Raw genomic sequence first — 18,937 nt, forward strand, 5'->3', positions numbered from 1 at the left:
TGGTCGCGAACGATAACGCGGGTAACATGGATAAACGCAGCGCATTCGACTCCATCGCCAGCAAGCCGGCTCCTGCAGTCCCCCCCGCAGCGCATCGCCCGGCAACGGATTGAAAGAGCTGGCGCGTTTCCTGCAAGTCCCCCTTATATCGCCATAAAACGAGCACTTCCGGTGAGCCCGGTCGTGCCCTGAACGGCGGCAGGTTTAACCCGGATGGCCCGCAAAAGCTTGATACAGCTTGGCTGAGCCCTGTGACGAACAAGAGGGGAAGGGATGAAGGCAGTTATTTTGGCGGGTGGCCTGGGTACGCGGATCAGCGAGGAGTCGCATCTCAAGCCCAAGCCAATGATCGAGGTCGGCGGCAAGCCAATTCTCTGGCACATCATGAAACAGTACTCCGCTCACGGGATCCACGATTTCGTGATCTGCCTTGGCTACAAGGGCTATGCGATCAAGGACTTCTTCGCCAACTACTTTCTGCACACCTCCGACGTCACGTTCGACATGCGTAACAACCGCATGGATGTTCACCAGAACTACAGCGAGCCGTGGCGGGTCACGCTGATCGACACCGGGGAAGAGACCATGACCGGTGGCCGTTTGCGCCGCGCCCGACGCTACCTCGAAGACGAACAGGCGTTCTGCTTTACCTACGGCGACGGCGTGTCGGACCTCAACATTGGCGCGTTGGTGGATTTCCATCTCAAGCACGGAAAGCTGGCGACCGTCACCGCGGTACAACCACCCGGCCGGTATGGCGCGCTCAATCGCGATGGTGACAAGGTCCTGGGTTTCACCGAAAAGCCACGCGGTGATGGCGGCTGGATCAATGGCGGGTTCTTCGTCCTCTCGCCCAAGGTGTTGCCGCTGATCGAAGGCGACGAGACCTCGTGGGAGTCCGGGCCACTGGATGGTCTGGCCGAGCGCGACGAGCTCATGGCGTTCCAGCACGATGGTTTCTGGCAACCGATGGACACCCTGCGTGACAAAAACCACCTCGAGGCGTTGTGGCAGAGCGGGGAGGCCCCATGGAAGCAATGGGACTGAGCCCGCAATTCTGGCGCGGCAAGCGGGTGCTGGTCACCGGCCACACCGGTTTCAAGGGCAGTTGGCTGACGTTGTGGCTGCAAAGCCTGGGTGCCGAAGTCAGCGGGTTTTCCCTCGACCCGTCCACCGAGCCGAGTCTGTTCGAACTGGCGCGGGTGCATGAAGGCATCAACGATCAGCGCGGCGACTTGCGTGACCTGGGCGCTTTACTGGAACTGATCGCCGAGACCCGGCCGGAAATTGTCCTGCACCTGGCGGCACAGCCGCTGGTGCGCGAAGGTTATCGCGACCCGTTGGGCACGTACTCCAGCAACGTCATGGGCACCCTCAACCTGCTCGAAGCGATCCGTCAGGTCGGCGGCGTGCGTGCCTGCGTGCTGGTGACCACCGACAAGGTCTACGCCAACCAGGAATGGCTGTGGCCGTACCGCGAAAACGAAGCCTTGGGCGGTCACGATCCCTACAGCAGCAGCAAGGCTTGCTGCGAGTTGCTGGCGCAATCCTATGCCGCCTCGTTCTTTGCGCCGCAAAAGCACGCCGAGCATGGTCTGGCGTTGGCCACGGCGCGCGCCGGCAACGTGCTGGGCGGCGGCGATTTCGCCCCGGAGCGGTTGATTCCCGATGTGCTGCGGGCGTGGTCGGCGGATGAACCGGTGACCTTGCGCTATCCGCAGGCGGTACGCCCATGGCAACACGCGCTGGAACCTCTGGCCGGCTATCTGCAGCTGGCTGCCGGCCTGTATGAGCAAGGTCCGCAATTTGCCGGGGCGTGGAATTTCGGTCCCGGCGAAGCGGACATGTGCAGCGTCGGTGAAGTGGTCGAACTGCTCGCCAGCCGCTGGCCGCAGGCACGCGGGCTACGCATCGAGCCGAGCGATTTGCATGAGGCCGGCCTGCTGCGCCTGGACAGCAGCCGCGCCCGTCAATTGCTCGGCTGGCAACCGCGCTGGTCGTTGCAGCAGTGCCTGACCCAGACCCTGGATTGGCATCTGGCGTGGCAGAGCGGCGATGACATGCGCGCCATCAGCCTGGCGCAATTGAACCTGTACCGAGGCGCGCTGTGAGTGAATTCCTGCTGAAGGCGTTGCCGCTGAGCGGTTTGTTCAGCGTGCAGCACAAACGCTTTGAAGACGAGCGCGGGCACTTTTCCCGGTTGTTTTGCGAGGGCAGCCTGAGTGCGTTTGGCCAGGCGTTTCATATCCGCCAGATCAATCACTCCTGCACCCGCGAACGCAGCAGCGTGCGCGGCCTGCATTACCAGAATGCCCGTGCGCCGGAAGCCAAGTTGATCACCTGCCTGCGCGGTGAAGTCTGGGATGTCGCGGTGGATCTGCGTCCCGACTCCGAGACCTTCCTGCACTGGCACGCCGAACATCTGCGTGCCGGCGATGGCCGCAGCCTGTTGATTCCGGCCGGGTTCGCCCATGGCTTCCAGACCCTGAGCGCCGACGCAGAGCTGCTGTACCTGCACAGCAATGACTACATGCCGGAACACGAAGGCGGGTTGTCGGTGCTCGATCCGCGGCTGGCGATTGCCTGGCCGTTGCCTGTCAATAATCTGTCGGTGCGCGATGCGAGTCATCCGGCGCTCGATGAACACTTTGCCGGAGTGCGTCTATGAACTGCCGTGGCTGCGCGACTGCGCTGACCCTGCCGCTGATCGACCTGGGCACCTCGCCGCCGTCCAACGCGTACGTGCGTGTCGACCAGCTCGAGCAGGCCGAACAATGGGTGCCGCTGAAGGTCGCCGTGTGCCAGCGGTGCTGGCTGGTGCAAACCGAGGATTACACCCGCGCCGACAGCCTGTTCGATGCCGAGTACGCCTATTTCAGTTCGTTCTCCAGCACCTGGCTGGCCCATGCCGAGCGTTATGTGGCCGAGATGGTCGAGCGCTTCGACCTGAGCGCCGACAGCCGCGTGGTGGAAGTGGCGGCCAACGATGGTTACCTGTTGCAGTACGTGGCCGGGCGCGGCATCCCTTGCCTGGGCGTCGAGCCGACCCGCAGCACCGCGCAAGCGGCACGGGAAAAAGGCCTGGAGATTCGTGAAGTGTTTTTCGGTCGCGACACTGCCGCGCAGTTGCACAGCGAAGGCTGGGGCGCCGACCTGATGGCCGCCAACAACGTGTTGGCGCATGTGCCGGACATCAACGATTTCCTCGGTGGTTTCGCGACCTTGCTCAAGCCGACAGGTGTGGCGACTTTCGAGTTTCCACAACTGCTGACGCTGATGGCCGGTCAGCAGTTCGACACGCTGTACCACGAGCATTATTCCTACCTGTCGCTGACCGCTGTGCAGACCTTGTGCGAGCGCAATGGCCTGCAAGTGTTCGACGTCAGCCAGCTCCCGACCCATGGCGGTTCGCTGCGGGTATTCGTCCAGCGCCTGGACGGTGAGCGTCGCGACGTGCAACCGGCGGTCCGGCAGCAGCTACAGGCCGAACTCGCCGCCGGGGTGAAAACCCCCGAGTACTACGCGACCCTGGCGCCTGCCGCCGAGCGCATCAAGCATGACCTGCTGCGCTTCCTGTTGCAGGCCAGGGCCGATGGCAAACGCGTGGTTGGTTACGGCGCCGCCGCCAAGGGCAACACCTTGCTCAACTACGCCGGGGTCAAGCCGGATCTGCTGGCCTGGGTGGCCGATGCCAATCCGCACAAGCAAGGCAAGTACCTGCCGGGCAGCCGCATTCCGATCGTGTCGCCGGCCCGGATCGACATCGAGAAGCCGGACTACGTGCTGGTACTGCCGTGGAACCTGCTGGATGAGATCACCCAGGCCTTTGCCGGCATTCGTGCATGGGACGGTCGTTTTGTCATTGCCATTCCCGAGTTGATCATTCGATGAGCCGAATTCATTACACCAAACCCAGTGTCGGTGAGCTGGAAGCTGACTATGTGCTCGATGCCGTCCGCCATGGTTGGGGAGAGCGTTGCTACGAGTACCTGACGCGCTTCGAAAAGTCCTTTGCCGAGCACCTGGGTGCGACGTACGCGATTGCCACGTCCAGTTGCACCGGTGCGCTGCACATGGGCATGGCGGCGTTGGGCATCGGTGCCGGCGATGAGGTGATCCTCGCCGATACCAACTGGATCGCCTCGGCCGCGCCCATCACCTATCTGGGCGCGACGCCGGTGTTCGTCGACGTGCTGGCCGACAGTTGGTGCCTCGACCCGCAGCAAGTTCGCCGGGCGATCACCCCACGAACCAAAGCGATTCTGGCAGTGCACCTCTACGGCAATCTCTGCGACATGGATGCGTTGCTGGCCATCGGTCGCGAGTTTGGCCTGCCGGTCATCGAAGACGCCGCCGAGGCGATCGGCTCGCAATGGCGCGGCCAGGCCGCCGGTTCGCTGGGCGCGTTCGGCGCGTTTTCCTTTCATGGCACCAAGACCATGACCACCGGCGAAGGCGGCATCTTCGTGACGTCGGACAAGGCGCTGTATGACCGTGTGCTGACCCTGTCCAACCATGGCCGCGTGGCCGGCAGCAGCAAACAGTTCTGGCCGGATTTCCTCGGTTTCAAATACAAGATGAGCAACCTGCAAGCCGCCGTCGGTTGCGCGCAGGTTGAGCGGATCGACGAGTTGATCGAACGCAAGCGCGCGATCTTCGCCCACTACGCCGAGGCGCTGGCGTCGTTGCCAGGCTTGTCCATGAACCCTGAGCCCGAACACGCGCGCAACGGTTACTGGATGCCTACCGTGGTCTTTGATCGCGAGCTGGGGATCACGCGGGACATGTTGATCGCCGCCTTCCAGGCCGCCGATATCGACGCGCGGGTGTTCTTCTGGCCGCTGTCGTCCTTGCCGATGTTCAGCGAACTGACGGCTGACTCGCCCGTGGCGCATGCGCTGCCGGAGCGCGCGATCAATCTGCCGAGTTACCACGACATGACCGATGACGATCAGCACCGGGTCATCGAAGTGCTGCGCGCGCTGGTACTCAAAAGGACCCGGCCATGAAGGTTTACCTGCTGGGGGCGGCCAATCCTGAAGCGGTACGGATGATCCTCACCCTGCAACGCAGCCAGCCGGACGTGCAATTCGCCTTTCTCGATAACGACCCGGCCAAGCAAGGCACGCTGTTTCATGGCGTGCCGGTGGTGGGTGGCACCGACAAGGTGGCCGAGCTGAAAGGCCCCGACACACGCTTTGTCAATTTGATCACCGGCAGCACGGCGCTGCGTTACCGGACCACCTGCGAGATCGTCGAGGCCGGTGGCACCCTGGGCAACTTCATCCACCCGGGCATCGATCTGACGATGATCACCATGGGCGTCGGCACCTATCTGCAAGAGGGCGTGATCATGCAGGCGCAAGTCAGCCTGGGTGACAACACCAGTATCAGCGCCGGCAGCGTGGTCGGGCATGAAGGGCAGGTCGGCCATTCGGTGTTCATGGCGCCGGGTGTCTGTATCGCCGGTTGTGTCGAGATCGGTGACGGCACCTTCATCGGCACCAACGCCACGATCCTGCCGCGATTGCGCATCGGTCGTTGGGCCACCATCGGTGCGGGCGCCGTGGTGACCAGAGACGTTCCAGACTATGCGGTTGTGGTGGGCAGCCCCGCCAGGACCATCAAGACCAATCCTGCTTCCTTTCAAGACGGTCGGGTTTTCAAGTAACCACCGCGACTAATTTCCGGAGAGTCTGTAATGAATCCTCATGAGCAGTTTCGTGAAGAAGTAAAAGAGAACATCGAAGGCCTGCAACAGGACAAAGCCTTGCAAGCCACGTCGCTGGATTGGGTTGGCACGACCGCCAGACATAAGTACACCTACAACTTCAGCTGGATGGGCCGCCCGATCATTCAGTTCCCCCAGGACATGGTCGCCATGCAGGAGATCATCTGGGCGCTGCGGCCGGACATCATCGTCGAGACCGGTATCGCCCACGGCGGGTCGCTGGTGTTTTACGCCTCGATGCTGGAGCTGATCGGCCATGGCGAAGTGCTGGGCGTCGACATCGATATCCGCCAGCACAACCGTGAGGCGATCGAAGCGCACCCGATGAGCAAGCGGATCCGGATGATCCAGGGGTCGAGTATCGATCCGGCGATCGTCAAACAGGTTCGCCAGCGCGTCGAAGGCAAGACAGTGCTGGTGGTCCTGGATTCCAACCACACCCACGAACACGTACTGGAAGAACTGCGGGCCTATGCACCGATGACCTCGGTGGGCAGTTACTGCGTGGTGATGGACACCGTGGTGGAAGACATGCCCGAAGACGCTTTCCCGGACCGTCCGTGGGGCAAGGGCGACAACCCGAAAACCGCGGTATGGGCTTACCTGGAAGAAAACCGCGATTTTGAAATCGACCAGGCCATTCACAGCAAGCTGTTGATCACCGTCGCGCCGGATGGCTATTTGCGTCGCGTGCGGTAATCGACAAGACATCGTTGGGTTTTTTCGGCGATACGCCGTTGTGGGGAAAGGTATGCAAGGCAAGAACAATTCTGGACACGGGTTGGCACTCAACGAACAGTTGACCGTGGTGCTGATGTCTCACGAGCGGCCGGCATTTTTGCGCCGGGCGGCACGTTTCTACAGCGGCTTGCCTTGCAGGATTCTGGTGCTGGACTCTTCCACCGAAGGCCAGCCGAGCCTGGCCGGTCAGTTTGAAAATGTGGATTACCGGCATGTCCCTCAGTTTGGCTACTGGGGTGTCCGCGCCAAGCTGGCCTTTGGCGTGGAGCAAGTGACCACACCGTTCATGGTGTTCGCCGCCGACGATGACTTCCATGTGCACGACGCCCTGCGCGCCGCCGTGGCGTTCATGGAGGCCAATCCCGACTACGGCCTGTGCCACGGTTACAGCATGATGTACCTGTCGCAACCCAACAGCGTCAGCTACTTTCGGCGTGACAAGAAGGTCTGCGAAGACTATTCGTCCGAGCACGCCGAGGAGCGTGTGCTCGATTACATGCACCAGTACCTGCCGCCTTTTTATGCCGTACAGCGCACCGACCTGGTCCGTGACTGGTATCAGGTGATGCCGCAGGATACGTCCTTCCAATGGCAGGAAATCGGTCACACCTATTACATGCTGGCCCGGGGCAAGGCGCGGATTCTGCCGATCCCGTATGTCGTGCGGGAGATGAACTACGGGTATTCGGACCACAACACCGAGATCTTCCACACGCTGGCGCATACCGATGCCAGGACGGTCGCCGAGCGTGAAGACTTTGCCGATTTCCTCTTCGGGCTGCCGACTCACGTTCAAAACGAAGACCCGGAGCAAGGCCGGCAGTTCGCGCTGCAAAGCTTTGAAGCCCTGGCCGATAGCTTGCGCACCGGTCGCGCACTGACCACCGAGCTGATTATCGAGTCCGCCTGGACGAGCGTCGAGAAAGGCCCGGAGCGCCGTTTCGGCCCCAAGCAATACGTCGAAATGCCGTTCTACAATCAGCCGTTTTTCGATCAGCTGACCCAGTTCGAATTCCTGTTGCATGCCATGCCGGCCGGTCGCGTTCAGTTGGCAGGCCTGGAGGGTATCTGGACCCGTCAGCAGAGCTTGATGCTGGCGCGTAACAATGACACGCCGGAAAGTGTGGTCGACCGTTTGTGGCAAGCCCACGACAGCAACGTCTTCAACCGCACGGTGGTCAAGCGTCTGGTGGCTCAGCTGGAACTGCTGGGTGAAGACCAAGAGGCGCAAACCCTGCGCGACTGGGTTGCACGTCTTGAAGCGGTGTCGGTCGAGGGCAATGGTGCGACGTTCGACAAGATGCTCTCCGGTCGTTTGCTCAAGTGGCTTGCACCCCGTCAGCCCAATGCACTTGAGGCTGAGTCGATAGCCCGACACCTGGCGGCCAACGACGGTGGCCCGCAGTTCGGGATTTTCCTGCTGGACCTGGATAACGATATCGACAAGCTGCAGGTCAGCCTCGACAGCCTGCTCGAAGGTCACAGCAAGGCGTTCAAGATCGTGGTCTTCACCACCGGTGAAGCACCGGCGGCGACCACGGCACAGAACACCCTGCACTTTGTCCGGGTGACCCAAAGCAACTACGTCGACAAACTGAACCAGAGCGCGCGTCAATCGACGTGCGACTGGCTGCTGCTGGCTGAAGCCGGCGACGAGTTCACCGCCGGTGGTCTGTTGCGTGCCAGCCTGGAGTTGCTCGCCGCCGCAGACTGCCGCGCCGTCGCCACCGATGAAATCCAGCGCACCGCCGAAGGCGCGCTGGTGGATGTGTTCCGCCCTGGCTTCAATCTTGACCTGCTGCAAAGCCTGCCGGCCTTGATGGCGCGTCACTGGCTGATCCGTCGGGAAGTGTTCGTTGAAGTCGGCGGCTACCAGCCTGACTTCAGTAAGGCCCTGGAGTTCGACTTGCTGCTGCGTATCATCGAGCAGGGCGGCCTCAACGGGCTGGCCCACCTGGACGAGCCCTTGCTGATCAGCCGGGCACCGGTGCTGGAAGAAAACGCCGATGAGCGCCTGGCGTTGCTGCGCCACCTGGGCAATCGTGGCTACAAGGCCAAGATCACATCGACAGCACCGGGCACCTGGCAGGTCGATTACCGCCACACCGAGCGCCCGCTGGTGTCGATCATATTGCCAGCCGGGGACGACCTGGCGGTGCTGCAACAGTGCCTGCAAGCTGTGTTGCTGCGTACCCGCTACATCCAGTACGAAGTGCTGATCGCGCTCAACCCGAATCAGTCGGCCGAGGTCAATGACTGGCTGGGTACTTACCAGCATCCGAAAGTCAGCGTGCTGCGTGCCGGCCAGACCCTGAGCGAGGTGGCGTTGTACAACGCGGCCAGCCAGCAGGCGCAGGGCGAGTACCTGGTGCTGTTGGCCGCCGACAGTGAAGTGGTCAACCCGAACTGGCTTGAGTCGCTGCTCAATCACGCCCAGCGTCCGGAAGTCGGCGTGGTCGGTCCCAAGTTGATCGACCGTGATGGCAAGGTCACTCAGGCCGGCCTGATTCTCGGTATGAACGGTGGTGTGGGCTCAGCCTTTGTCGGGGAAAAACACGACGCCGAAGGTTACTTGCACCGGTTGGCGCTGGAGCAGAACTACTCGGCAGTGTCGGGGGCGTGCCTGATGGTGCGTAAAGCGTTGTTCGACGAGCTGGACGGTCTGGACAGCGTGACCTTCGTCGACGGCTTGAGCGACGTCGACCTGTGTCTGCGGGCCGGACAGGCCGGCTACCTCACCGTGTGGACGCCGCTGGTACAGGTCATTCATTCGGGGGAAGTGCCACAGGTGCCACAGGCCCTCGATGCGCTGCGTGACAAGTGGGCGGCAGCCTTTGCCCAGGACCAGGCCTATAACGCCAATCTGGCCTTGAACGGCAAAGGTTTTGCCCTTGGCGAAAGTGCTTTGGTGAACTGGGCGCAGATGCTCGGGTAGGCCCGGCGAAAAGGTATAAGGGACTCAAGGCATGTTCAACGGTAATTCGATTTTCATCGCAGGCCGGACCGGTTCGTTCGGGCGTCAGATCATCCGGGACGCGCTGGTGCGTGTCTGGTTGCCAGCATGATTCCTTACGCTCGGCAAAGCCTCGATCAGGCGGACATCGACGCCGTGGTCGGCGTATTGCAGTCTGACTGGTTGACCCAGGGGCCGACCATCGAGCGCTTCGAGCGAGCGATGGCCGAACGCTGCGAGGCCGGTTTTGCCGTGGCGGTGTGCAATGCCACGGCGGCCCTGCACATCGCTTGCCTGGCGGCGGGGCTCGGCCCGGGCGATTGGCTGTGGACGACACCGAACACCTTTCTCGCCTCGGCCAACTGTGGTCGTTACTGCGGTGCCGAGGTGGATTTTGTCGATATCGACCCGCTGACCTGGAACCTCGATGCTGCTGCGCTGGCCGTCAAGCTGGAACGGGCCGAGCGTGAAGGCCGGCTGCCGAAAGTACTCGTGGCCGTGGCGTTCTCGGGGCAGAGCTGCGACATGCGCAGGATTGCCGCACTGGCCAGGCGATATGGCATAACGGTGATCGAAGACGCGGCCCATGCCGCCGGTGCGTCCTACGCCGGGCGCCCGGTGGGGTGTGGCGAGTTTGCGGCGATGACCGTGTTCAGCTTTCATCCGGTGAAGATCATCACCAGTGCCGAGGGCGGCATGGTCATGACCAGCAGCCCGGAGCTCGCCGAGCGTTTGCAACGCTTGCGCAGCCACGGCATGACCCGGGATCCGCAGCAGATGACCGGACCCAGCCACGGCCCCTGGTACTACCAACAGGTGGAGCTGGGGTTCAATTACCGCATTACCGACCTGCAGGCGGCCCTCGGTTTGTCGCAGTTGAACAAGCTCGATGAGTTTATCGAGCGTCGGCGTGAACTGGCGGCGCGTTATGAGCGCTTGCTGGCGTATTTGCCGTTGACCCTGCCCAGCGCACAGCCTGAGGCCGAGTCGTCATGGCATCTGTATGTGGTGCGCCTGCAACTCGATCAGATCAATCTCACCCATCGTGAGGTGTTCGAGGGCTTGCGGGCCGTCGGGGTCGGGGTGAACCTGCACTACATTCCCGTGCACTTGCAGCCTTATTATCGTGATCTCGGGTTCGCCGAAGGTGATTTTCCACAGGCCGAACGTTACTACGCCGAAGCCATCAGCCTGCCGTTGTACCCGTTGCTCAGTGATGAAGAACAGGACTATGTGGTCGAGCAGATGCGGCAGTTGATCGAAATAATCCAGCCATTGCGGCGGGTGGGAAATGTGTGATGCGTGAACTGACCGAGCAGGAAACTTTCTGGCAGGGCGAATTCGGCAACCAGTACGTTGAGCGCAATGTCGGACAGCCACTGGTTGCCGCTAACCTGGCGTTGTTTGCCAAGGCGCTGACCCGAGTCGGGCGCATCGATAGCCTGGTGGAACTGGGCACCAATGCCGGTAACAATCTGCAGGCATTGCGGCAGCTGTTGCCACGCTGCGAGTTGTTCGGCGTGGAGATCAATGCCAGCGCCTGTGCTGCTGCCCAGGCCTTGGGTATCGCACAGATCTGGCACGGCTCGCTGTTCGATTTTCCCCGTGAACGCACCTTCGACCTGACCCTGAGCAAATGCGTGCTGATTCACCTGGAACCGCCGTTGCTGCCGGCCGCGTACGCGCAACTGTATGAGCTGAGCCAGCGCTACATACTGATCGCCGAGTACTACAACCCGGCGCCGGTCGAAGTCCCGTATCGCGGCAACAGCGGCAAATTGTTCAAGCGCGATTTTGCCGGTGAAATGCTCGATCGCTATGACGACCTGCAACTGCTCGACTACGGTTTTGGCTACCACCGCGATCGGCAATTCCCGGTGGATGACATCACCTGGTTTGTCCTGGAAAAACGCCGTTGAACAACGTCGCCATCATCCCGGCCCGCGGTGGCAGCAAACGCATACCCCGCAAGAACCTCAAGCCGTTCGCCGGTGTGCCGATGATTGCCCGCTCTATCCAGGTCGCGGTGGAGTCCGGGTTGTTTTCCCGGATCGTGGTCAGTACCGACGACGAAGAAATCGCCGGGCTGGCGCGGGACTGTGGCGCCCAGGTGCCCTTCATGCGCCCGGCGGCACTGGCCGACGACTTCACGGGGACCGCAGCGGTGATCGCCCATGCCCTGCAGGCATTGCGTGAACAGGGTGACGAGTTTGCTCGCGCCTGCTGTATCTACGCGACCGCGCCGTTGTTGCAATCGCGATTTCTGGTCCAGGGACTGAGCCTGCTGGAACGGCATCCCGACAAGTCTTTCGCCTTCTCGGTGTGCGACTTCGGCTTCCCGGTTCAGCGAGCCCTGACCCTTGATGATCACGGTGCATTGACGGCACTGTATCCGCAGTATCGAGACACCCGCTCCCAGGATTTGCCGAGCGCCTACCAGGATGCCGGGCAGTTCTACTGGGGGCGCAGCGACGCCTGGCTGCGTGGCGAGGTGTTGTATTCACCCAGCAGCCTGCCGGTCCTCCTGCCGCGGCATCTGGTGCAGGACATCGACACACCGCAGGACTGGACCCGCGCGGAGTACCTGTATGCTGCGCTCAAAGCCGGAGGTGAACTGCAATGAGGGTGCTGATTCGCTCTGACGCCTCGCCGACCATCGGCAGCGGCCACATCGCGCGTTGCCTGTGCCTGGCCCGTGTATTGCGTCGGCAGGGCAGCCATGTGGCTTTCGCCTGTCGTCTGCTACCGGGGCATCGACTGGAGGCACTGCGGGCCGAAGGTTTTGAAACCTTCGCGCTGCCCGAGCGCTACGAGGATGAAGACCCGCGGCAAGCCATCGAATCCATGCTGCCCTGGCAGGCAGACATCGCCGCGCTCGAGCCGTTGCTGGAGCACCCGCCGGCGTTCGACTGGATCATTGTCGACCACTACGGCCTCGATCATCACTGGCAGACGGCCGCGCGGCGCTTTGCGCCATGGATCGCCGTGGTGGATGACCTCGCCACGCGGACCTACAGCGCCGACTTGCTGTTGAACCAGAATCTTTCGGGCACGCCAGAGGCTTATACCTCGCTGCTGGCGCCAGGCTGCCGGACATTGTTCGGCCCCCGGTTTGCCATGTTGCGCGACGAGTTCCGTTGCCCGGCCGTCGAAATCAAACCCCAGGCCCGGCGTGTGCTAGTGAACTTCGGTGGTTTTGACGCGGCCATGCAGACCCATCATGCAATGCTGGCGCTGGCGGACTTTGCCGAGCTGGAAGTCGATTTTGTCGCCGGGGCGGATAATCCGGCCTGGGCGCAGATGCAGGCGTTGGCGGCCAGTCGCCCGCATTGGCGCCTGCACAGTTTTGTCAGCGACTTCTATCGATTGATGAGCGAAGCCGACCTGTTTGTCGGGGGGGGTGGTGGCACCAGTTGGGAGCGGGCGGCCATGGGGCTGCCGACGATTTGCATTGCCGTATCGAACAACCAGCAGGCCAACGGCGAGGTGATGGCGGCCGCGGGCGCCCATGTGTTCATGGGGGGCCGCGAGCAGGTCAGTGTCGAGCAGCTGCGCCTGGCCATTGGCTTTGTCGCGGGTAACCAGGGTTTGCGCCAGAGCCTGGCACAGCGGTCGAGACAACTTGTCGATGGCCGGGGTGCGCAGCGGGTAGCGGTGGCGCTGGCCGGTGCGGTGCTGAGGATGCGCCCGGCGACCCTGGGGGATGCGCAGTTGTTGTTCGACGGGCGCAACACCGAGGCCGTGCGCCGCTGGTCGCTGGAGACCGGCGTGATCGAATGGCCTGCGCATCAAAACTGGCTGGCCACGAGCCTGAACAATCCCCGGCGGCTGCTGTTGATTGCCGAGGCCGATGACGGTCCGGTCGGTGTGCTGCGTTATGACCTGCGTGGCTTTACCGCCCAGGTGTCGATTTATCTGTTCGAAGGCCGGTTCGGCCTGGGCTGGGGCAGGGCGCTGCTGGCCCGCGGGGAAACCTTTGTGAAGGCCCGCTGGCCGGAACTTCAGTCGCTCACCGCCCAGGTGTTGCCCACTAACCAGCCGTCGCTGAACGTCTTTCGCGAAGCCGGTTTTACCCAGAGTGCCTGCGCGTTCACGCGCGTATTGAAGGATCACGCAGATGACTAGCTTCAAGATCGGCGAGCGCCTGATCGGTGCCGATGCGCCGCCTTTCATCATTGCCGAGATGAGCGGCAACCATAACCAGTCCCTGGACATGGCACTGCAAATCGTCGAGGCCGCGGCCAAGGCCGGTGCCCATGCATTGAAGCTGCAGACCTACACCGCCGACACCATGACCCTGGACCTGGCCGAGGGCGAGTTTTTCATCAAGGACCCGAACAGCCTGTGGGCAGGCACATCGTTGTACGCGTTGTACGAGAAGGCCCACACACCCTGGGAATGGCATGCGCCGATTTTCGCTCGCGCCAAAGAACTGGGCCTGCCGGCGTTCTCCACGCCATTCGATGAGAGCGCCGTGGACTTCCTCGAAAGCCTCGACGTACCGGCCTACAAGATCGCCAGTTTCGAAAACACCGATTTGCCGCTGATACGCCGGGTGGCCGCGACGGGCAAGCCGTTGATCATTTCCACCGGCATGGCCAGCATCGCCGAGCTCGATGAAACCGTGCGTGCCGCCCGCGAAGCCGGGTGCAAGGATCTGGTGCTGCTCAAATGCACCAGCACCTATCCGGCATCGCCCGCGAACAGCAATGTGCGCACGATCGCGCATTTGCGGGAATTGTTCGATTGCCAGGTGGGGCTGTCCGACCATTCCATGGGCGTCGGTGTGTCCGTGGCGGCGGTGGCACTGGGTGCAACGGTGGTGGAAAAGCATTTCACCCTCGAGCGTGCGGCCGGTGGCGTCGACGCCAGTTTCTCGCTGGAACCCTCGGAGCTGGCCAGCCTGGTGATCGAAACCGAACGCGCCTGGCAAGCCATGGGGCACGTGCATTACGGCGTCACCGAGGCGGAGCGCCAATCCCTGGTGTACCGTCGATCGCTGTATGTCACCCAGGATATGAAGGCCGGCGAGCCCTTCAATGCGACAAACCTTCGAGCCATCCGTCCGGGTCTCGGGCTGGCGCCCAAGCATGCGCAAAGCCTCCTGGAACGCCGTGCCCGTCAGGCTATCAAGCGTGGAACACCACTGGACTGGTCGTTGGTCGAATGACCCATTGCCGGGCTGATTCGGCAAAATAGCGTGACCTGCGAGTCATAACGGGCATCTTCACTGTATTGTATTGACCGGGAAGATGGCGCCTGACCCTTTAGCGGGTTCAGCGATTGCCCTTTACGCTTTCCGGCTGTCGCCTTGGGGTGACGGAAATCCAGATTTGTCGGCGCCCCTCGATTCCTTGCGAGTGGTGGTATTGGGCTGTTTATTATTGGGAAGCCGTAATGATTGGCATAAAAAGCATTGCGAGCTACGTTCCTGTAGCCGGCGTGGACAATTATGCACAAGGTGCAAAATTCGAGAAGGATGAAGAATTCATCCTGGGCAAGATCGGTTCGGCTTTCCTGCCGCGCAAGGGCGTTGATCAGGAAACATCCGATCTGTGCGTTGAAGCGGCCAATGCGCTGTTTGCCAGCAACCCTGATCTGAAACGTGAATCCATCGATGCGTTGATCATTGTCACCCAGAACGGTGACGAAGAAGGCCTGCCGCATACCGCGGCCATCGTGCAGGACAAACTCGGCCTGCCGACCAACGTCGCCGCGTTCGATATTTCCCTGGGCTGTTCCGGTTACGTCTACGGCATCTATGCGATCAAGGGCTTCATGGAGGCCGCTGGCCTGAAGAACGGCCTGCTGATCACTGCCGACCCGTATTCGAAGATCGTCGACCCGGAAGATCGTAACACCACCATGTTGTTCGGCGATGCGGCCACCGCGACCTGGATGGGTGAAAACCCGACCTGGGCACTGGGCAAGGCCAAGTTCGGCACCGATGGTTCCGGCGCGCCACATTTGAAAGTCACCGACGGCGTGTTCTACATGAATGGTCGCCAGGTGTTCAATTTCGCACTGCTCAAGGTGCCGGCGCATTTACATGAGTTGCTCGGCGAGTCGCAACTGACTGCCGACGACATCGATGCGTTCTGCATTCACCAGGGCAGCGCGGCGATTGTCGATGCGGTCGCGCGGCGTTTCGAAGAATGCCCGCAGAAGTTCATCAAGGACATGGTCGAGACCGGTAACACGGTGTCGTCGAGCATTCCGTTGCTGCTGGAAAAGCATATCCTCGATTCCGAATGGAAGCGCGTTGCGCTCAGCGGTTTCGGTGTGGGGCTGTCATGGGGTTCGGCGATCATCTATCGCCCTTGAGTGAAAGTTTTTTAATAAAAAGGCCGGTACAAAAAAGCGCTCAAGGGTTAACCTTGAGCGCTTTTTTGCTTGTAAGGAATGCGAGGTAGCATGAGCGAATGCTTTGAAGACAATGCTCAGGTTATCCAGCGGCGCTGGCCGTCGCTGTATGCGCGATTGAATACGGAAGATCGCCTGGCCGTCGATATCGACCTGATCGAAGGGCGGGACTCTACGTTGTGTGTGGGGGGCATCCAGCTCACCAGCCGCCATGATCGCCTGCGCGAGGCCCGTTTGCAGGCCGCCAGCCTCCCGCTCGACAAGGCACAGCTGCACGTTTACGGCACCGGCTTCGGCGATTTGCCTTCGGTTTTGCTGGAGCGCGCCGGGCTTGAAAAGCTCTATGTCCATATCCTCAACGGCGCGCTTTTCGCACTGGTGTTGCAGCTGATCGATCAGCGTCAATGGCTGGGCGATCCGCGTGTGCAATTGCTGTATGCCGGCGATCTGTCGGACATCTGCACACCGTTCTTTGCATTGCCTGCCGAGATGCTGCTGGCGGATGACTTCAGTGCGAAGATTCGTGATCGCCTGGTCAGCGAAGTGCACTTGAGTTTCAACAATCGTGAGTTCGACCCGCAGTCTCCCGTCATTCAGCAGCGCTTGCAGGACACCCTTGAAGTGCTGCTCGCCGATGATGATGTGGCACAGCTGTTTGGCACGTGTTCCGAGCGTGAAATCTATGTGATCGCCACAGGGCCCAGCCTTGAAGGGAATTTCGAGCGTTTGGCCGCGGTGCGCAATCAAACGCCGCGACCGCTGTTCATCAGCGTAGATACCGCTTACCGGCCCCTTCGCGAGCACGGAATCAAGCCTGACCTGGTCGTGAGCATCGATCAGCGCATCAGCGTGCTGCACTTGCCGGGCGAGGGCTCCGAAGGCATTCCGCTGGTGTACTTGCCTTTAAGCGATCCACACATGCTGAAAGCCTGGAAAGGCAAACGTTATGGCGGTTATTCCGCCAGCCCGATCTACGCTGCGTTGCGTGAGCAACAGCCACGTGCGCAGCTCTATGTCAGCGGCAGCGTGATCCATCCTGCTGTCGATCTGGCGGTGAAGATGGGCGCGCAGCGCATCACGCTTTTCGGTGCCGATTTTTCCTTTCCGATGAACCGGACCCATACCGGTTGGAACGATGGCGATCTGGGGCCGCCGGTGAACCAGGCCAGGCATTGGGTGCACGATGGTCATGGGCAAAAGGTCAAGACACAGCTGAATTTCCGCAGTTACCTGTGTGAGCTCGAGCGTTACATTGCCAGGCATCCCGGGGTGCTTTTTTTCAACAGCAGCCGGGCTGGGGCAATGATTGCCGGTACGCAGTTCAATCAGGATTTCGTGCAATGAAGCCGCCAGTGAAAGGCATCGATGAGTATCGGCAGTGCGCAGGGCTTTTTCGCCTGGGCCGTGATGTCGAAGCGGCATTGAACATGGTTGATCTGTTCGATGAGGCGCAGCGGCTGTTTGCGCAAGCTCCCCGGGATGTTCAGCAGGCCTGGGCCTCGATGCTCAGGCAGATGCTGGCCTGTCAGGAGCGCCAGGATTGGCTGGGGCTCGCCGACTTCATGGAATATGAGTTGGTCGAGCTGCTCGAAAAACTGCCGGACTGAGGGGCAGCGACAGCTTTGCCACGGGCGTTTGTGGGCTGGACAGTTTTATGACGTCATTTTTTCGTGGTTGAGGGGCACTAAGCCCTTGTTTTCTCGGGGGTGGCAGGGTGATGGCATTTTTTTTAAAAAAAGCCCTCAAGCAACCTGCCAACCCGACGATAACTATTACGAAGGTTCTCTAGGCCATACCCGGCGGTTGCCAGGGCCGGAAGCCGCAGTACCCAACCAACGAGGAATTCGTCATGGCTTTAACAGTAAACACCAACACTACGTCGTTGAACGTTCAGAAGAACCTGAACCGTGCTACCGACGCTCTGTCGACTTCGATGGCTCGCCTGTCTTCCGGCCTGAAAATCAACAGCGCCAAAGACGACGCCGCTGGCCTGCAGATCGCAACTCGCATGGCCGCACAGATTCGTGGTGGCAACCAGGCAGTGCAGAACGCCAACGACGGTATCTCCGTTGCCCAGACCGCTGAAGGCGCGCTGCAAGCTTCGACCGACATTCTGCAGCGTATGCGTGAACTGGCTGTTAAAGCACGTAACGGTACCAACAGCACTGCTGACCAGACCGCTACCAACTCCGAATTCGCTCAGATGTCTGACGAAATCACCCGTATCTCCGCCTCTACCAACCTGAACGGCAAAAACCTGCTGGACGGTTCGGCTGGCACCATGCAGCTGCAAGTTGGCGCCAACACTGGTTCGGCCAACCGCATCGACCTGGTACTGAGCTCCAAGTTCGACGCCGTATCCCTGTCCGTAGGCAGCGGTACTGTTGTTCTGACCGGTGCGACTTCCGCTACCCTGTCTGCCAACATCGACAACGCGATCACCGCGATCGACGCTGCTCTGGCATCGATCAACGCCACCCGCGCAAACCTGGGTGCTTCGCAGAACCGTCTGACCAGCACCATCTCCAACCTGCAGAACATCGTGGAAAACACCACGGCTGCACAAGGCCGTGTACAAGACACCGACTTCGCCGCAGAAACCGCGAACCTGACCAAGCAGCAAACCCTGCAACAGGCTTCTACCTCGGTTCTGGCTCAAGCCAACCAACTGCCTTCCGCTGTACTGAAGCTGCTTCAGTAATTTCGGAATGAGTTTGAGCGGGGGAGTGTGCTGGTCACGCTCTCTCGCTTTTTACGTTAAGAGGTGATGGGCATGGAGATGAGCGTAAAGCTTGGCGTGTCTTATCCGGCTCCCCAGCCAGCGAGCAGCGTTTCGGATAAAGCGCCGGAAAAGCCTGAAACCGCCAGCGTCACTCCAGCGGCGGATAAGAAACCGGAGGCGGATGGCGTCCACCTGAAGCAGGCGGTGCAGCAGATCGAAAAGTTTGTACAGTCGATCAAGCGCAATCTGGAGTTCTCGATAGACGAGCAGTCCGGCAAGGTCGTCGTCAAAGTGATCGCAAGCGAAACGGGTGAAGTCGTGCGACAGATCCCCTCCGCAGAAGCCCTCAAGCTGGCAGAAAGCCTGAGCAATGCGAGCCACGTATTGTTCGACGCCAAGGTCTGATTAGCTGGCATGAATAGTGTCT

The 18,937-nt window shown here is 61.0% G+C and carries 18 protein-coding genes; all 18 read left to right on the plus strand.

Translation table 11 applies throughout. From position 1 onward, the window contains the following. Positions 1 to 273 precede the first annotated feature (273 nt). A complete protein-coding gene (gene rfbF, locus ACM6IK_RS17230; RefSeq protein ID WP_223461314.1) occupies positions 274 to 1,047 on the plus strand; it encodes a glucose-1-phosphate cytidylyltransferase in 774 nt (257 codons plus the stop codon). Continuing rightward, entirely contained in the window at positions 1,029 to 2,111 is a 1,083-nt protein-coding gene (gene rfbG / locus ACM6IK_RS17235; RefSeq protein ID WP_414875298.1) for a CDP-glucose 4,6-dehydratase, read from the plus strand. Before rfbF ends, rfbG begins: the two co-directional genes overlap by 19 nt. Next, complete coding sequence (locus tag ACM6IK_RS17240; protein ID WP_414875299.1) at positions 2,108 to 2,668, plus strand: dTDP-4-dehydrorhamnose 3,5-epimerase family protein; 561 nt, start codon at positions 2,108 to 2,110, stop codon at positions 2,666 to 2,668. The genes rfbG and ACM6IK_RS17240 overlap by 4 nt, the downstream gene beginning before the upstream one ends. After that, a complete protein-coding gene (locus ACM6IK_RS17245) occupies positions 2,665 to 3,891 on the plus strand; it encodes a methyltransferase domain-containing protein (protein WP_414875300.1) in 1,227 nt (408 codons plus the stop codon). Before ACM6IK_RS17240 ends, ACM6IK_RS17245 begins: the two co-directional genes overlap by 4 nt. Then, complete coding sequence (locus ACM6IK_RS17250; protein ID WP_414875301.1) at positions 3,888 to 5,009, plus strand: DegT/DnrJ/EryC1/StrS family aminotransferase; 1,122 nt, start codon at positions 3,888 to 3,890, stop codon at positions 5,007 to 5,009. Before ACM6IK_RS17245 ends, ACM6IK_RS17250 begins: the two co-directional genes overlap by 4 nt. Next, positions 5,006 to 5,671, plus strand: a complete 666-nt coding sequence (locus tag ACM6IK_RS17255; RefSeq protein ID WP_414875302.1) for an acetyltransferase — start codon at positions 5,006 to 5,008, stop codon at positions 5,669 to 5,671. The genes ACM6IK_RS17250 and ACM6IK_RS17255 overlap by 4 nt, the downstream gene beginning before the upstream one ends. A gap of 30 nt (positions 5,672 to 5,701) precedes the next feature. Then, positions 5,702 to 6,430: a cephalosporin hydroxylase family protein gene (locus ACM6IK_RS17260; RefSeq protein ID WP_414875303.1), complete on the plus strand. Its 729-nt coding sequence runs from the start codon at positions 5,702 to 5,704 to the stop codon at positions 6,428 to 6,430. A gap of 52 nt (positions 6,431 to 6,482) precedes the next feature. Next, positions 6,483 to 9,407, plus strand: a complete 2,925-nt coding sequence (locus ACM6IK_RS17265) for a TIGR00180 family glycosyltransferase (RefSeq protein ID WP_414875304.1) — start codon at positions 6,483 to 6,485, stop codon at positions 9,405 to 9,407. Positions 9,408 to 9,533: 126 nt separating this feature from the next. After that, on the plus strand, positions 9,534 to 10,724 hold the full coding sequence (gene pseC / locus ACM6IK_RS17270; protein WP_414875305.1) for a UDP-4-amino-4,6-dideoxy-N-acetyl-beta-L-altrosamine transaminase: 1,191 nt from the start codon (positions 9,534 to 9,536) through the stop codon (positions 10,722 to 10,724). Then, a complete protein-coding gene (locus tag ACM6IK_RS17275; protein WP_414875306.1) occupies positions 10,724 to 11,344 on the plus strand; it encodes a pseudaminic acid biosynthesis-associated methylase in 621 nt (206 codons plus the stop codon). Before pseC ends, ACM6IK_RS17275 begins: the two co-directional genes overlap by 1 nt. Next, a complete protein-coding gene (gene pseF, locus ACM6IK_RS17280) occupies positions 11,341 to 12,048 on the plus strand; it encodes a pseudaminic acid cytidylyltransferase (RefSeq protein ID WP_414875307.1) in 708 nt (235 codons plus the stop codon). The genes ACM6IK_RS17275 and pseF overlap by 4 nt, the downstream gene beginning before the upstream one ends. After that, complete coding sequence (gene pseG / locus ACM6IK_RS17285; RefSeq protein ID WP_414875308.1) at positions 12,045 to 13,550, plus strand: UDP-2,4-diacetamido-2,4,6-trideoxy-beta-L-altropyranose hydrolase; 1,506 nt, start codon at positions 12,045 to 12,047, stop codon at positions 13,548 to 13,550. Before pseF ends, pseG begins: the two co-directional genes overlap by 4 nt. Beyond that, positions 13,543 to 14,595, plus strand: coding sequence for a pseudaminic acid synthase (pseI, locus tag ACM6IK_RS17290; RefSeq protein ID WP_414875309.1), 1,053 nt, complete (start codon positions 13,543 to 13,545; stop codon positions 14,593 to 14,595). Before pseG ends, pseI begins: the two co-directional genes overlap by 8 nt. A 227-nt stretch (positions 14,596 to 14,822) precedes the next feature. After that, positions 14,823 to 15,749 carry a ketoacyl-ACP synthase III gene (locus tag ACM6IK_RS17295; protein ID WP_414875310.1) on the plus strand — a complete coding sequence of 309 codons (927 nt, stop codon included), beginning with the start codon at positions 14,823 to 14,825 and terminating at the stop codon, positions 15,747 to 15,749. A 90-nt stretch (positions 15,750 to 15,839) separates the two neighbouring features. Then, a complete protein-coding gene (locus tag ACM6IK_RS17300) occupies positions 15,840 to 17,132 on the plus strand; it encodes a motility associated factor glycosyltransferase family protein (protein ID WP_414875311.1) in 1,293 nt (430 codons plus the stop codon). Continuing rightward, complete coding sequence (locus ACM6IK_RS17305) at positions 17,129 to 17,395, plus strand: hypothetical protein (RefSeq protein WP_414875312.1); 267 nt, start codon at positions 17,129 to 17,131, stop codon at positions 17,393 to 17,395. The genes ACM6IK_RS17300 and ACM6IK_RS17305 overlap by 4 nt, the downstream gene beginning before the upstream one ends. A 242-nt stretch (positions 17,396 to 17,637) precedes the next feature. Next, positions 17,638 to 18,489 (plus strand): flagellin domain-containing protein, encoded by an 852-nt coding sequence (locus ACM6IK_RS17310; protein ID WP_108218632.1) that lies wholly within the window; start codon positions 17,638 to 17,640, stop codon positions 18,487 to 18,489. A 72-nt stretch (positions 18,490 to 18,561) separates the two neighbouring features. Beyond that, positions 18,562 to 18,915 (plus strand): flagellar protein FlaG, encoded by a 354-nt coding sequence (locus ACM6IK_RS17315; RefSeq protein ID WP_414875313.1) that lies wholly within the window; start codon positions 18,562 to 18,564, stop codon positions 18,913 to 18,915. Positions 18,916 to 18,937 lie beyond the last annotated feature (22 nt).

The organism is Pseudomonas sp. IT-196MI5 (assembly GCF_949767415.1).
In the GTDB taxonomy this organism is placed as follows: Bacteria; Pseudomonadota; Gammaproteobacteria; order Pseudomonadales; family Pseudomonadaceae; genus Aquipseudomonas.